Annotated in this window: 15 protein-coding genes; 11 read left to right on the forward strand and 4 right to left on the reverse strand. The window is 68.9% G+C overall.

The window, feature by feature from the left end; all coding sequences use genetic code 11:
* Positions 1-38: 38 nt before the first annotated feature.
* Positions 39-743 (reverse strand): copper homeostasis protein CutC, encoded by a 705-nt coding sequence (locus tag QR77_RS22760; protein WP_040023968.1) that lies wholly within the window; start codon positions 741-743, stop codon positions 39-41.
* 282 nt (positions 744-1025) lie between these two features.
* On the opposite strand from QR77_RS22760, the gene QR77_RS22765 reads away from it, so the two are divergent.
* The gene (locus QR77_RS22765; RefSeq protein ID WP_040023969.1) at positions 1026-3341 is read left to right on the forward strand and encodes a heavy metal translocating P-type ATPase; all 2316 of its coding nucleotides are present in this window, start codon (positions 1026-1028) and stop codon (positions 3339-3341) included.
* On the opposite strand, the gene QR77_RS22770 is transcribed toward QR77_RS22765, so the two are convergent.
* Positions 3328-3879 carry a hypothetical protein gene (locus QR77_RS22770; RefSeq protein ID WP_040023970.1) on the reverse strand — a complete coding sequence of 184 codons (552 nt, stop codon included), beginning with the start codon at positions 3877-3879 and terminating at the stop codon, positions 3328-3330. The genes QR77_RS22765 and QR77_RS22770 overlap by 14 nt on opposite strands.
* Before the next feature lie 222 nt (positions 3880-4101).
* Between QR77_RS22770 and QR77_RS22775 the strand changes: the two genes are divergently transcribed.
* The 7 genes from QR77_RS22775 (at position 4102) to QR77_RS22805 (ending at position 11069) form a co-directional block, all read left to right on the forward strand.
* A complete protein-coding gene (locus QR77_RS22775) occupies positions 4102-4455 on the forward strand; it encodes an antibiotic biosynthesis monooxygenase (protein ID WP_040028486.1) in 354 nt (117 codons plus the stop codon).
* A gap of 391 nt (positions 4456-4846) precedes the next feature.
* Positions 4847-5524, forward strand: coding sequence for a DUF4232 domain-containing protein (locus QR77_RS22780; RefSeq protein WP_040023971.1), 678 nt, complete (start codon positions 4847-4849; stop codon positions 5522-5524).
* Between the two features lie 272 nt (positions 5525-5796).
* Positions 5797-7146, forward strand: coding sequence for a sensor histidine kinase (locus QR77_RS22785; protein ID WP_063798066.1), 1350 nt, complete (start codon positions 5797-5799; stop codon positions 7144-7146).
* Positions 7146-7778 carry a response regulator transcription factor gene (locus QR77_RS22790; RefSeq protein WP_040023972.1) on the forward strand — a complete coding sequence of 211 codons (633 nt, stop codon included), beginning with the start codon at positions 7146-7148 and terminating at the stop codon, positions 7776-7778. Before QR77_RS22785 ends, QR77_RS22790 begins: the two co-directional genes overlap by 1 nt.
* Positions 7779-7978: 200 nt before the next feature.
* Positions 7979-8653, forward strand: coding sequence for a hypothetical protein (locus tag QR77_RS22795; protein WP_040023973.1), 675 nt, complete (start codon positions 7979-7981; stop codon positions 8651-8653).
* Between the two features lie 403 nt (positions 8654-9056).
* Complete coding sequence (locus QR77_RS22800; RefSeq protein WP_040023976.1) at positions 9057-9404, forward strand: hypothetical protein; 348 nt, start codon at positions 9057-9059, stop codon at positions 9402-9404.
* A 432-nt stretch (positions 9405-9836) separates the two neighbouring features.
* Positions 9837-11069 (forward strand): Cmx/CmrA family chloramphenicol efflux MFS transporter, encoded by a 1233-nt coding sequence (locus tag QR77_RS22805; RefSeq protein ID WP_040023977.1) that lies wholly within the window; start codon positions 9837-9839, stop codon positions 11067-11069.
* A 20-nt stretch (positions 11070-11089) separates the two neighbouring features.
* Here the strand turns inward: QR77_RS22805 and QR77_RS22810 are convergent, their stop codons facing one another.
* Together QR77_RS22810 and QR77_RS22815 are read right to left on the reverse strand one after the other, a co-directional pair.
* On the reverse strand, positions 11090-11338 hold the full coding sequence (locus tag QR77_RS22810) for a hypothetical protein (RefSeq protein WP_107068969.1): 249 nt from the start codon (positions 11336-11338) through the stop codon (positions 11090-11092).
* A complete protein-coding gene (locus QR77_RS22815; protein WP_040023981.1) occupies positions 11335-11520 on the reverse strand; it encodes a hypothetical protein in 186 nt (61 codons plus the stop codon). The genes QR77_RS22810 and QR77_RS22815 overlap by 4 nt, the downstream gene beginning before the upstream one ends.
* A 498-nt stretch (positions 11521-12018) precedes the next feature.
* Here QR77_RS22815 and QR77_RS22820 point away from each other — a divergent pair, with 498 nt between their 5' ends.
* The 3 genes from QR77_RS22820 (at position 12019) to QR77_RS22825 (ending at position 14241) form a co-directional block, all read left to right on the forward strand.
* Positions 12019-12858, forward strand: coding sequence for a helix-turn-helix transcriptional regulator (locus QR77_RS22820; RefSeq protein ID WP_040023982.1), 840 nt, complete (start codon positions 12019-12021; stop codon positions 12856-12858).
* Positions 12855-13073: a DUF397 domain-containing protein gene (locus QR77_RS43910; RefSeq protein ID WP_078877034.1), complete on the forward strand. Its 219-nt coding sequence runs from the start codon at positions 12855-12857 to the stop codon at positions 13071-13073. Before QR77_RS22820 ends, QR77_RS43910 begins: the two co-directional genes overlap by 4 nt.
* Before the next feature lie 295 nt (positions 13074-13368).
* A complete protein-coding gene (locus tag QR77_RS22825; protein WP_040023983.1) occupies positions 13369-14241 on the forward strand; it encodes a hypothetical protein in 873 nt (290 codons plus the stop codon).
* Positions 14242-14365 lie beyond the last annotated feature (124 nt).

Below are 14365 nucleotides of genomic sequence, written 5' to 3' on the forward strand. Positions count from 1 at the left end.
CCACACCCCCACCCACGCCCCCCCTCACGCCTCCTGCGCTACGAGTCGATCGCCGCGCGCCAGTCGCGTACCGCCTGTGCCGACACCGGCTGTCCCCAGCCGTGCGGCCGTGCGGCGCCCCCGATGTGGAACGCGTCGATCCCGCCGGCCCGCAGCGTCGGCAGATGCTCCAGGCGCAGGCCGCCGCCGACCAGGATCCGGGGGCCGTACCCCGCGTCGCCGCGCGCCGCTGCTGCCGCCTCCGCCAGGAGTGTCGGCATGCCCTCGTCGACGCCCGCCGGTGATCCGGCGGTGAGGTACGTGTCGAGGCCGGGCATGTCGGCGAGCCGTACCCGCAGCGCCTCGCGGTCGGCGGCCCGGTCGATCGCCCTGTGGAATGTCCACCGGCAGCCGTCCAGCTCGGCGACCAGTCGCTCCACGGTCACCAGGTCGGGCGTCCCGTCCGCGTCGAGGAAACCGAAGACGAACTGGTCGGCCCCCTCCGAACGCAGCCCATGTGCCGCCTCCGTCAACGCGTCCGCCTCGGCAGGCGACCCCGCCGCGAAGCCGTCGGAGAGCCGCAGCATCACGCGCAGCGGGATGTCGACGGCCGCGCGGATCTTCGCGAAGGTCTCGCGGGGCGGGGTCAGGCCGTCCGCCGCCATGTCGGTGACCAGCTCCAGGCGGTCGGCACCGCCGCTCCGGGCCGCGATCGCGTCGTCCGCGTCGAGAGCGATCACCTCCAGGACTGCACGCTCGCTCATGGGACCCCATTCGTAGGTGTGGAGGGTGGCCGGACTCGTCCGACTGACCGGCTGGCCGGCTGATCGGCCGACCAGCCGGACGACCAGCCGGCCGACCGGCCAGTTATAGGTCTAGTCCAATGGGCCAGCCTACGGGGCGCTGCTCGGCCGGGCTTCACCGCACCCGCGCGCCTCCGCCCGTAAGTCCTTGCGATTAATACCCCATAGGGGTATAGGTAGAGGGAGAGCCATACCCCATGGGGGTAGCATGAACCCATCGGTTGATCTCAAGGAGCCTTCCCCATGAGCCTCACCAGGACCACCGGCCCCGACGTCGGTCCCGGCGCCGCCGCCGAAGTCGAATTGGCCATCGGCGGCATGACCTGCGCTTCCTGTGCCGCCCGGATCGAGAAGAAGCTCAACCGGATGGAAGGCGTCGAGGCGACCGTCAACTACGCCACCGAGAAGGCCAAGGTCAGCTACCAGGGCGCCGACCTTTCCGTGCAGGACCTGATCGCCACGGTCGAGGCCACGGGCTACACCGCCGAGGAGCCGGCCCCCATACGAACCGCCGGCGGCGGCCGGGACGCGGACGACGACGCCCGCGCCGATGCCGACGCCGAGGCGCTCAGACCGCTGCGGGAACGTCTGATCACCGCTGTCGTGCTCGCCGTACCGGTGATCGCGATGGCGATGGTGCCGGCCTTGCAGTTCGACAACTGGCAGTGGCTGTCGCTGACCCTCGCCGCCCCGGTTGTCACCTACGCCGCCTGGCCCTTCCACCGGGCCGCCTGGACCAACGCCCGGCACGGCGCGGCCACGATGGACACCCTGATCTCGGTCGGTACGTCGGCCGCGTTCCTCTGGTCGGTCTGGGCGCTGTTCTTCGGTACGGCGGGCATGACCGGGATGACGCACCCCTTCGAGTTGACCATCTCCCGCAGTGACGGCGCGGGGAACATCTACTTCGAGGCCGCCGCCGGCGTCACCGCGTTCATCCTGGCGGGCAGGTACTTCGAAGCCCGCGCCAAGCGCAAGGCGGGGGCCGCGCTGCGTGCGCTGATGGAGCTGGGCGCCCGAGAAGTCACCGTGCTGCGCGAGGGTGGCCGGGAAGTCACCGTACCCACGGGTGAGTTGAAGATCGGCGACCGGTTCGTCGTACGGCCCGGGGAGAAGATCGCCACCGACGGCGTGGTTGTCGAGGGCTCGTCCGCCGTGGACGCCTCCATGCTCACGGGTGAGTCCATGCCGGTCGAGGTCGCGGCGAGCGACTCCGTCACCGGCGCCACCCTCAATGTCGGCGGCCGGCTGGTCGTCGAGGCGACCCGGATCGGCTCCGACACCCAACTCGCCCGTATGGCACGGATGGTGGAGGACGCCCAGAACGGCAAGGCCCAGGCGCAGCGGCTCGCCGACAAGATCTCGGCCGTGTTCGTCCCGGTCGTGATCGGCCTCGCCCTCGCCACTCTCGCCTTCTGGCTCATCAGCGGCGCGGGCATGACCGCCGCGTTCACGGCGGGCGTCGCCGTGCTGATCATCGCCTGCCCCTGCGCCCTGGGGCTCGCCACTCCCACCGCTCTCATGGTCGGCACCGGACGCGGAGCCCAGCTCGGCGTCCTCATCAAGGGCCCCGAAGTCCTGGAGTCCACGCGGCGGGTCGACACGATCGTCCTGGACAAGACCGGCACCGTCACCACCGGCCGTATGACCCTGCTGGGAGTGCACACCGCCGAAGGAACCGACGAGAAGGAACTGCTGCGCCTCGCCGGCGCCCTGGAGCACGCCTCCGAACACCCCATCGCCCGCGCCATCGCCGACGGCGCCGCCGCCCGTGTCGGCACCCTCCCCGTACCGGAGGACTTCGCGAACCTGCCTGGTCTCGGCGTGCAGGGCATGGTCGAGGGCCGCGCCGTCCTCGTAGGGCGGCCGAAGCTTCTCGCCGAGTGGGAGATCCACCTGCCCGGGGAACTGGAAGCGGCCAGGCGCGCGGCGGAGGCCGCCGGCCGTACGGCGATCGCCGTGGCGTGGGACGGCGAGGCACGCGCCGTCCTCGAAGTCGCCGACGCGGTCAAGGACACCAGCCCGGAGGCGATCGCGAGACTGCGCGCCCTGGGACTCACCCCGATCCTCCTCACCGGCGACAACCAGGCAGTCGCCGCCTCGGTGGCCGCCGCTGTGGGCATCACGGGCGTCGGCGTCGGCGTCGGCCAGGTCATCGCGGACGTCATGCCGGAGGACAAGGTCGAGGTGATCAAACGCCTCCAGGCCGAAGGCCGTACGGTCGCCATGGTCGGCGACGGTGTCAATGACGCCGCGGCCCTGGCCCAGGCCGACCTCGGGCTCGCCATGGGCACCGGCACCGACGCCGCCATCGAGGCCGCCGACCTGACCCTCGTCACCGGGGACCTCAACACCACGGCCACCGCGATCCGGCTCGCCCGCCGCACGCTGCGGACGATCCGCGGGAACCTCTTCTGGGCCTTCGCGTACAACGTGGCGGCCATCCCCCTCGCGGCCGCCGGTCTCCTCAGCCCCATGATCGCGGGCGCGGCCATGGCGTTCTCCTCGGTGTTCGTCGTCGGTAACTCACTTCGCCTCCGCGGCTTCAAGGCCGTGTGAGCGGAACCTCCAACAGCCCGTCCCGCACGCCCGCTTGGTCGGTGCGCAGCCTTTGCCTCCTGCTCACCAGGACCGTGGTCCTGGTGAGCACCATGGCGAGCGACATGAAGAGAAGCGCGTTCGCGTAGACGTCCTGGCCGCTGAGCTTGTTGTCGATGCTGAAGCGGATGATGCCTTCGCCGAACCAGTGCTCGGAGCCGTACGCGAAGAGAACGCGGGCGGCGGAGAGGATGATCCAGACGAGCGCGTATCCGACGCCGCCGACCGTACGTATCTCACCGTCCCCGTCCCGACGGGCGGGCAGCAGCGCAGCAGCCACGAGCCCCGCAATGACACCCGCCCCGACTCCGGCGAGCTGAAGTGACACATCATTTCCCGTCGTCGGAAAGGAGTGCACAAAAAGCGGCACGACAATGACGACCACCAGCACGGAACGCAGCATCCGCGCGGTGGTGAGGCGGCGGCGGCCGAGGTCGGTCGCGAGAATGACGGCGAGGATGCTCACACTGGCGATCAGCGCGGTCAGGAATTGGCTCATGAACGTCCCCCGGTCCTAGGTGAATTCGATTCGCGGCACGTCCCGCCGCTGCCACCAACGCTATGGACGCCGCCTTCGACTCGGTACGACCGTTCGTCGGGCCGGCTGTCAACCGATCGGTGGACACCGGTCGGACAGCTTTGGTCAAGAGCTTGATCCGTTATGTATCCCGTTCAGGAAAGACGCTGGATCATGGGCGCGTCGCGCCCTACGGTGGCGGCCATGAGCAGTCACTCGGAAGCGCCTGTCGTGCCCGTCGAGGCCCCTGAACCCCCCTACTACGTAGCTGTCTTCACCACAGTGCGGACCCAGGAGCAGAGCGGCTACAGCGAGACCAACGCACGCATGGAAGAGCTGGTGAAGGACGTCCCCGGGTTCCTGGGGATGGACCACGCGCAGACTCCTGGCGGGCTGTCCATCACGGTCGGGTACTTCCGCGACGCCGACGCCCTCACGGAGTGGCGGACCAACGCCGAGCACCGCGCGGCGCAAAAGCGCGGGCGGGCCGAGTGGTACCAGAACTACACGCCGCATGTGGCGAAAGTGGAGCGGAGCCACGGGTTCACGCGAGGGTAGGCCCCGCGGAGCCCGACAGCGGGCTGACCAAGCGAAGTCACCTCCGGTGCGGCAAGCGTCGTCCCGCCAGGCCCTGTCCGGGTGGCAGAACGAGTACGCGCGCCATCAGCCGGTTTCAAGGACGCCCGAGCTGTGACGGACCGTTACAACCTCTTACGGCAGGCGCGGTTGGGTCTCCTCGGCACCGCCACCGCGGCGACCCTCGGGCGATCCGTCAAGGAGGTCCTGTGTCAGATGCGGGCACCGGGTTCCGGATGTCGCGATCAAGCTACCCGAATGTCACGGGAGTGTCCGGGGTACGGCCCGTCCGCAACCCCTCCAGTCCCGCTTGCCTCCTTCAACCCAGAAGGGCCCGCACCGGGTGGGCCGGCATCGGATCTACGGAGTAGCAATGCGCAGCAACAGGAAGCTTTCGGGTCTCGCCCTCCTCGCCGTGGCCGCCGGGCTGTCCCTGACGGCCTGCAACGCCACCGGCTCCATAGCCGCCGGCCCCGCGTCGTCGAGCGCCACGGCCGGCCAGGACGGCTCCTCCGACAGCGGTGCCGACACGGCGTCGCCGTCCAGCGCGACCTCCGGCCAGAGCGGCTCCTCCGGCAGCGGCAAGAGCGGCGGCTCCGGCTCCTCGGATTCCGGTTCCGGTTCTGGTTCGTCGTCCGGCAGCATGTGCAAGACCTCGAACCTCAGCATGTCCACGCAGCACGGTATTTCGGGAGAGGGGCAGGAGATTGTCCACCTCACGAACACCGGCTCCGGCACCTGCACGATGCATGGCTTCCCGGGCGTCGACCTCAAGAGCGACAGCGGTTCGGACACCGTCAGCGCCGCCCGCAGCAACTCCGACGTACCCACCGTCACGCTGGCCCCCGGTGAGAAGACCGACTTCGTCCTGAACTACGAGTTCAACAACAGCGGCGGCTCCGGCTTCACGTTCACCACCATGATCGTCACGCCGCCCAACGAGACCCACTCCAAGACCCTCGGCACGTCCGTCAACATCCCTGTCGACAACCCTGACCAGGCCTCCGACTCCGCCGGTATCCAGGTCAACGCGGTCGGCGCGGGCAAGTAGCCGGGCCTCACCCGCACGGATCTCCCAGCCACAAGACGGCCACATCGCCGCGCGCCCCGGTCAGAACGGGCCCGCGCGGCGGGTCGCCTCCCCGGCCTCAAGCCTTCGAACTCCCCCTGCCGGTGTGCAGGGTTCACGCCCTGGTCCTGGTCCCGGCCCTGCGGCCGGCGCGTGGTTGTTTGTCCGCGGGCACCTATGGTCAACGGTGACAGCGCCCGTTGACACCGGACACCCGGCGCTCCCCGCACGGCGTTGGTGCTAGGACTTGTGCCGTGCGTACTCAGACCCAAGGCGGCCCGCTGCCTGCCCCGGCGAACTACGGCCCGGAGACCGGCGGCCGGTGGTTCGGCCTCTGGGACACCTACTTCACGATCTCTTACCTGGTCACCGTCGCCTTCCTGTTGGGCTTCGACGGAGGGCTCGACGCCGGCGGTGGCGCGGTCGCCGTCGCGATCGGTGCGATGACCCTGATGGTCATCTGGTACGCGGCGCTGGGCCGGGCGCTGATGATCGACGCGGGGGAGCGGCGCTCAAGCCGCGGGGCCGTTGTTTTTGTCGGCGGGCTGCTCGTGCTGTTCGTCGTGGCCGACGCCTTCGACCTCAGGTCCTCCTTCTCGCTGTTCGCCGTGGTGCCGATGCTGATCATGAGCCTGCCCATCCGGCCGGCCCTCGCGCTCTCCATGGTGGCCAACCTCTGGCCGGTGGCCGCGGTCCTGTTCCAGGGCGGCGACCTCGACTCCGCCGTCCGCGGTGTGCTTCCGATGTCCTTGCTGGGCCTCGCGCTGTCGGTCCTCCTCGGGTTGTGGATCACTCGTGTGGTGGGGCAGAGCAAGGACCGCGGCGAGCTGATCGCCGAACTCCGCCGCACCCGGGAGAGCGTGGCCAGGCTGTCGCACGAGGCCGGGATCTCCGCCGAACGCGAGCGGCTGGCCCGCGAGATCCACGACACCCTGGCGCAGAGCCTGACCAGCGTCATCGGCCTCGTCCAGGCCGCGGAGTCGGAGGTCGAGCCCAGCCCCGACCTCGCACTCCGACATCTGGGCCTCGCCGGCCGGGTGGCCAGGGAAAGCCTGGCGGAGACGCGCGACTTCGTCGCGGCTCTCACCCCTCCGAGCCTGCGGGAGAGTTCGCTGGCTCAGGCCCTGCGCCGACAAGCCGAGACCCTGACCGCCGAGACGGGCCTCGACGTACGGTGCTCGGTCGAGGGCGTGGAGGAGCCGCTGCCGGTGGCGGTCAGCGTCGTACTGCTGCGGTCGGCGCAGGAAGCGATCGCCAACGTACGCAAGCACGCGACCCGGGCCCGGGTGGTGGAGGTGGTCGTGGCATTCGAAGGGAAGACGGATCGGGATGAGGACGTCGTCCGCCTTACGATCCGTGACGACGGCGAGGGCTTCACTCCTTTCGATGAGCAGGATGCGGTGAGCGGGCAGCAGGGTGGGTTCGGACTGCCGGGCATGCGGGCCAGGGCGGAAGAGATTAACGGAACGGCGGTCGTCAGAAGCGTTCCCGGAGAAGGCACCACCGTCGAGGTGACAGTGCCCCTGGGTGCGGGTGCGGGTGCGGGTGTTGTAGGTGTGGGTGCGGAGCCAGTGGACAGCGTGGACAGCCGGGGAGGCCGTTGATGGGTGAGGGACGGACGATCGGGGTCCTGCTGGTCGACGATCACCCGGTGGTGCGGGAAGGCTTGTGCGCGATGCTTGAGTCGGCCGACGGCATCACCGTTGTCGGGCAGGCCGGTTCCGGCGAGGAAGCGGTGACGCAGGCCGCGGCGCTGAGCCCGGACCTCGTCCTTCTCGACCTCCGGATGGGCGATATGGACGGCGTCACAGCGACCGCGCACATCCGCCGCCGTTCACCGCGGACCAAGGTCGTCATCGTCACCACCTACGAGGACGAGGCCGACATCCTCCGCGCTGTGGAGGCGGGCGCCGCGGGTTATCTCCTCAAGGGCAGCTCCCGGATCGAGCTGATCAACGCCGTCCAGGCCGCGGCCCGTGGCGAGACCGTACTCACGCCGTCCCTCGCCACCAAGCTGTTCCGGGCCAGAGGCGCCGGCCCCTCTCCGCTGTCCGAGCGCGAGTGTGAGGTGCTGCGCCTGGTCGGCCGGGGTCTGACCAACGCCGACATAGGCAAACAGCTCTTCATCGGCGAGGCCACGGTGAAGACGCACCTGCTGCGCACCTTCAAGAAGCTCGACGTGTCGGACCGGACGGCCGCCGTGCTGACGGCCATGGAGCGCGGGCTGCTGCCCTGAGGCCGTAGCCGCTGTCGCCGCACGCGGTGGCCTCGCTGGACTCGCTGGGCTCGGTGAAATCGGTGGGCGGGGGAGGACAGGGGCGAGCGGGGCGAGTTCTTTCGCTTCACGTTCATCTGCTGCGTCATGGAGGCAAAATTAGTCGACCTCGCCCATAGATGTACGAAGTTGTCCACAGCCTCGGACCTATTGTCATACCCATGCCCGACCTCGACTTGCGCAGCCGCTTCGCGACCGCCCTCCGCGCCGTCCGCCCTCTCCGCGACGCCCCCGACGCCGCCGCCGACAACGCCGCGCTCCCCGACCCGTACATCTACGCCGACGCGCTGCTCGCCCGCTGGGCCGAGCCGCAACGGCGCTACCACACCACCGATCACCTGCTCGCCGTCCTGGACCACATCGACACCCTCGCCGACCACGCGGACGACCCCGACCTCGTCCGCCTCGGCGCCTGGTTTCACGACGCCGTCTACCGCCCGGACCGTTCCGAGAACGAGGACCGTTCCGCCCGTCTCGCCGAACGCGCCCTGCCCGAAGCCGGGTTGGACCAGGACCAGACGTACGAAGTCGCCCGCCTCGTCCGTCTCACCACCACCCACGCCGCCGAGCCCGGCGACCGGAACGGCGCCGTCCTCTGCGACGCCGACCTCGCGATCCTGGCCGCCGCACCGGCCGCGTACGCCGCGTACACGGCCGCCGTACGGGAGGAGTACGCCTTCGTCCCCGAGGAGGCCTTCCGTGCCGGCCGCGCCGCTGTACTGGAGCAACTGCTCGCGCTGCCAAGGCTGTTCAGCACCCCGTACGGCGAACAGGAGTGGGAGGCACGAGCCCGCCAGAACCTGGCGGCCGAACTGCGCCAGCTCACAGCTCCCTGACCGCGCAGCGCCCTGACGGCCAGCTCACAGCTCCCTGACCGGCGGGTGGACCGGAGTTGGGTGTGGTCGGTGATCACGAGCCACGTCCAGCGGTCCGCCGCCTCGGGAGTGCGGATCTTCGAGCGGGTCCAGCCCATGGTCTGTTTGATCGTTCTGCAGCGCTGCAACGCTGCAACGAACTCGGAACCGGGAACGTCAACTTCACGTCCACGACGGGAGTGGCGCGTCCCGGCCAATCCGCCCACTCGTGTCATCCCCGATGACGCGTCCTACTCGTCAGTCGCGCCAACACCACCGGACGCGACCTGTATCGGCGCTCTGGTATGCCCCCGCCAATCGAGCTACTTTCAGATCCAAGCCGCACTTACGAGCACTACGAGCACATCGCCGCACAGGAGGAAAATTGCGCAACTTCGCTGCATCGGTCACAGGCATGACCCTCGCCCTGGGAGCCCTCTCACTCACCGTGGCTCCAACCGCCACTGCGGCAACGTCCTGTCCGTCCGGCACGGTCTGCATCCGCGAGACGAACGGCACCATCCTGGACAAGAATATCTTCCGCAGCTACGGCCCCCACAACCTGTCGAACGTCACCGGCGTGCGTGTGGTGGTCAACAACCAGACCGGCGGCGCGGCCTTCCAGCTCTGCTTGGGGTACAACGGCACGAATTGCGGCGACGAGAACAGGGATACAGGCGAATATCCGCCACACGACATGACGCCGATCAACTCGTTGTACCTCGTGAGGTGAACAACACCGAGGACAGGTGCCGGCCGGGGGGTGCCCGGTAGCGAGGCGTCCTGGTGCTTGCCGATCGTAAGGCCGCCGGAAAAGCCTCGTAGCGCGGCGTCGAGTCCGAGCGGACCGCCCAGGGACAGGGACCGCTACCCAGAAGGCCGGTCCTGATTCTCATTGCGGCACCGCCCAGGACGGCCAGGGGTCCAGCCAGATGATCGCCCCGGGAGGCCACCGCGGGAGTGGAGGAAGAGTTCGCAGCGGGCCGTGCGAATGTCCGGCCAGTGCCCAGGCATCGGCAGATCCCAGTCCTCGGGAATCTCGTCTGTCGCACTGGTCTCGGGCAGAAGGCGCATGATGCAAACGTCCCAGCTCACGCCGGGAATGTAATGACCGATACGGGCGTTCATCACTGTCATGCCAGACTCCGCCGATCGACGCGCCCGCATGCCGCTCGCCGTCTACATCCTTGGTCTCTCGGTCTTCGCCCTCGGTACAAGCGAGTTCATGCTCTCGGGGCTGCTCCCGCCCCTCGCCGAGGACATGGACGTGTCCATACCCACCGCCGGTCTCCTGATATCCGCCTTCGCGATCGGCATGGTGGTCGGCGCCCCGCTGCTCGCTGTCGTCACACTGCGGCTCCCGCGCCGCGCCACCCTCATCGCCCTGATCTCGGCCTTCGGCCTCGGCCAGGTGGTCGGCGCCCTCGCTCCGACGTACGAGGTGCTCTTCGCGTCCCGTGTCATCAGCGCCCTCGCCTGCGCGGGGTTCTGGGCGGTCGGCGCGGGAGTCGCGATCGCGATGGTGCCGCTCAACGCGCGTGCCCGCGCGATGGCCGTGATGATCGGCGGACTCTCCATCGCGAACGTACTCGGCGTGCCCGCCGGCGCGTTCCTCGGCGAAAGCCTGGGCTGGCGCTCGGCGTTCTGGGCGGTCGGCGGCGCCTCGGCGGTCGCTCTGATCGGCGTCGTCACACTCATTCCGCACATCCCCGCACCCGCTGAAAGGGCCAACCTCAAGCGGGAGTTGACCATTTACAAGGACGGTCAGGTCTGGCTCGCCGTCGCGGTGACCGCGCTCGCGGGCGGCGCCGTCTTCTGCGCCTTCTCCTACATGGCGCCGCTGCTGACCGATGTGTCGGGGCTGTCGGAGAGTTGGGTACCGACGGTGCTCGCGCTCTTCGGCGCGGGTGCGCTCGTGGGTACGGCGATCGGCGGCCGGTACGCGGACGCGCACCTCTTCGGCGTACAGATCAGCGGTATCACCACGTCGGCGATCCTGCTGGGCGTACTGGCGCTCACCGCCTCGAACGCCGTCGCTGCCATCATTCTCACCTTCCTCCTCGGCGTCTCGTCCTTCTATACGGCCCCGGCGCTCAACGCCCGTATGTTCAACATCGCCGCGGCGGCCCCCACCCTCGCCGGCGCCACGGTGACGGCGGCCTTCAACGCGGGCAATACGGCTGGCCCTTGGCTCGGCGGCGTGGTGATCGACGCGGACTTCGGATACGCGGCGACAGCGTGGGCGGGCGCGGCGATGGCGGTGGTCGGCATAGGACTGGCGGTGCTGGCGCTGCGTGGCCACCGCAGGGGCCCCGGCGGTCGAGGCCGAGTGGTGGCCGGTTCGGCGGCCGGTGTTGCGTCGCTGGATGCGGCGGACACATCGGCCGCAGCGCGTTGAGGACGGTGGCCTGACCCTGCTCACCCGACAGGCAGGCCTTTGTGGCGCAGACGGTGGAGGGCGGCGAGGGCGCGGAGTTGGCGTTGTTCGTACGCCGTGCCGGGGCGTACGGATACCCAACGGCTCTGCCACTCAAGGCCGGTGGGGCGCGCGAGGTGGACGAGGGGGCCGGTGAAGCCGCGTATGACGGCGACCATCTCGTACGTACGGTCGTAGACCACCATCCCGATGCGCAGTCCCCCGGGCGGCGTCGCCGACCGAGTCCTCACCGCCCTTCCGGTACGTAGTCGGGGCAGCGCTGGGGGTTCCCGCACTGGCAGGGCGGCCAGCGCAGGGCGGCGCCGGGCATGAGATCCGCGCCTTCCGCGTCCCCCGCGCCGGGGGTGGACGCGCTTGCGGCGCGGGGCGGCAGTCGGCGCTCGTTGTCCTTGTTGTTGTCGTCGTCCGTCATTCCGTCAGTCCTCTCAATCCCTGAAGCACGCGCTCCATCAACTCCTCGGTCACTGGCGCGTATTCGCCGGACGGCCGGGCGGGAGGCAAGCGGAGGTAGCCCCAGCCGTGAACGGTGGCCGCGAGCCCGATCGGGCGGTTCGGTGACGCCGGATCGAGGACTCGTTCGCACATCGGAGGGGTATGCCTTCCGTCATCGCTTCATCACTGTCTGTGTGACAAGCATCGGCACTCGGGCATGCGCTGACCAGGCCTGGAACGTTTCATGCGTGACTGGCAACCTGCTTGTGAGGCTGACCGGGATGTTTCCGGGGGCGCACCCCACGGACTCCTGGGATGAGCCGTGCGCAGGTGCGGAGTCGGCCGAGTGGGTGGGGCGCAGGGCGGCCATCCTGTCACCAAGTGATTACTTTCTGTGTGACAAGGGTGGTCTTTCGGGCATACGCTCGCCGGAGTTGGCGCGTTTCCAGCCGGGCCTGAAAACCTAGGAGTTGAACGTATGAGCGAGCCAGTGCCTGATGACTCCCTGACGGATGAGCCGCGCGACGGTCTGGCCTTCTATGGGTCCGAGGTCCGGCACGCACGACTGCACAAAGGCGCGACGCAGTTGGAACTCGCGGTCGCGACGACGTACAAGACGCCCTATGTGTCGAAAGTCGAGAACGGACAGCAGCTCGGCTCGGAGCTGTTCGCTGAGCGCTGCGATCAGTTCTTCGGCACGTCTGGGTACTTCGCCCGGCTGCGTAAACGTGTCAGCCAGCGCGACTATCCGGATTGGTTCGAGCCGTACGTCAGGCTGGAGGAGCGGGCTGCGGCGATCCTCAGTTACAGCTCGAACCTGGTCATGGGCTTTTTGCAGACCGAGGCGTACGCCCACGCGGTATTCCGGCGTGGGCATCCACGTGAAGACTTGGAAGTGACTGCCGAGAGGGTTGCGGGCCGTTTGCACCGTCGGCGTGTTCTGGAGGGTGGGAAGCCACCTCTGCTGTGGGTTGTGCTGGATGAGTCGTGCTTGCGGCGCATGGTCGGGAGTCGAGCCGTCATGGCTGAGCAGATGGCGTACCTGATCAAGGCCGGAGAGTCTCCCCATGTCACCCTTCAGGTACTACCGTTCCTATCAGGCGCTCCTGCGTCGCAGTTCGCATTCATCCTGTTGAAGTTCGATGAGGGCGAGCCCGACATCCTCTACTTGGAAGATCCATTTTCCGGCCAGGTCATTGACTCGCCGGGAGCTGTGGAGGACGCGAGTGTGACCTACGATCGACTACGTGCTGATGCGCTCTCCCCTGAAGCGTCACTAGAGCTGTTTCGTAAGGTGATGGAGGAATGGACCCTATGAGCATGGCCGACCTCTCCCGTGTGGAGTGGGTCAAGTCGACCTATAGCGGATCAAACGGAGGAGAGTGCGTCGAGTTCAGCCATACTCTGCTCTCGTCTTCTGGTGTTGTGCCGGTGCGGGACAGCAAGGTTCCCGCAGGTCCCGTGCTGATGCTGGCTCCCGGTGCCTGGACGGGTTTTGTGGCCTTCGCCGCAGCCCAGGGTGCCCGTCGATAACTTCGCAACAGGCCCCGGACGTTCGCCTTCTCCAGGCGGCCGGCCGGGGCTTTTGTGGTTCACCGGGGCCCGGTTGGCCGGGGGGCGGTTGGCCGCGAGGTTCCTTAGAGAACTGGGGGAGAGAACTACTACCCTCCCTCCCCTCCCGGGGCCGTCACCCGCAAGGGTGACTTGGTTGCGGGGGTGGGGAATCTGCGGTTACGTTCGCCGCAACAACCGAAAACGAAGACGGCCCCCGGCCGGGACTGGCATCCCGATCGAGGGCCTGACCGACAAGGAAGAATCGAGCTTCCCGATGGCTGAGCTGAATTCTAGCGCGCGCCTGCGCGCCGACGCCGGACTTCCGACCTCCGGCGTGATCCACGTCCGTACCCGACTGACCGCCCATTTCACCGTGCTCGCCAACGCCCTTGTGCAGCGGCGGGGGAGCGCGGTCACGGTCGGCGTCGCCGCGTACATCCTCTCCCTGCCCGACGGCGCACCCGTCAGCATCGCCGCGCTGTGCGCCCACTTCACCGAGGGCGAGATCCTGATCTCCCGCGCGCTCGCGGAACTGGAAGCCACCGGCTATCTGGAGCGGCGGCGGTGGCGTGCGCCCGGTGGGCAGATCCGTACGCGGACCCTTGTGTTCGACGTGCCCGGGGGTGCAGTCCAACCTGCGGCTCCAGTAGAGCCTGCTCCTGCTGCGGCTCCTGCGCCTGTCGCGCCTGTCGAGCCGATCGCGCCGATCGCGCCGCCAACTCCGGCTTCTCCCGGTCCCCCGGAGCCGCCCGCGCCCTTACCCGTACCCGACTCCGACGCCGCCGTCCTCCTCGCCTCGCTCCGCATCGTCGACCGGCGGCTGATCCTCTCCCAGCGCGAGGTGGCCGAGCTGGCGCCCGCCGTGGCGCGGTGGCTCGCGCAGGGTGTCGCGGCTGAGCAGGTGACCGAGCTGCTTACGGTTCGGCTTCCTGACCGGCTTCGCACTCGGGCGGCTCGTATCCTCGCCTATCGGCTCAGCGAACCGCTCATGCCCGTGCCCGCGCTGCCCGCCGTACCCGAGCGGCCCGGCACACTGCCCTGGCAGACCTGCGACGGAGGGTGTGAGCGCGCCTTTCGTGCCGCTGAGCCCGGTTGCTGCCGTGATTGCCCGCCCGACGGGGAGCGCGCCCTGCTTGCCGCTTGTTGAACCGGGGGCTGGGGTGCCCGCGCCTGACCTGAGGTTTTGCGTGCTCCGTTGCGTATCCGGGCACCCGCCCGACGGCTCTATCAGGGGCTCAGACATGATTCCCTTGCCCCCGCCGGGATCGTCT

The sequence above is a fragment of the Streptomyces sp. 150FB genome, from assembly GCF_000818195.1.
Classification (GTDB): domain Bacteria; phylum Actinomycetota; class Actinomycetes; order Streptomycetales; family Streptomycetaceae; genus Streptomyces.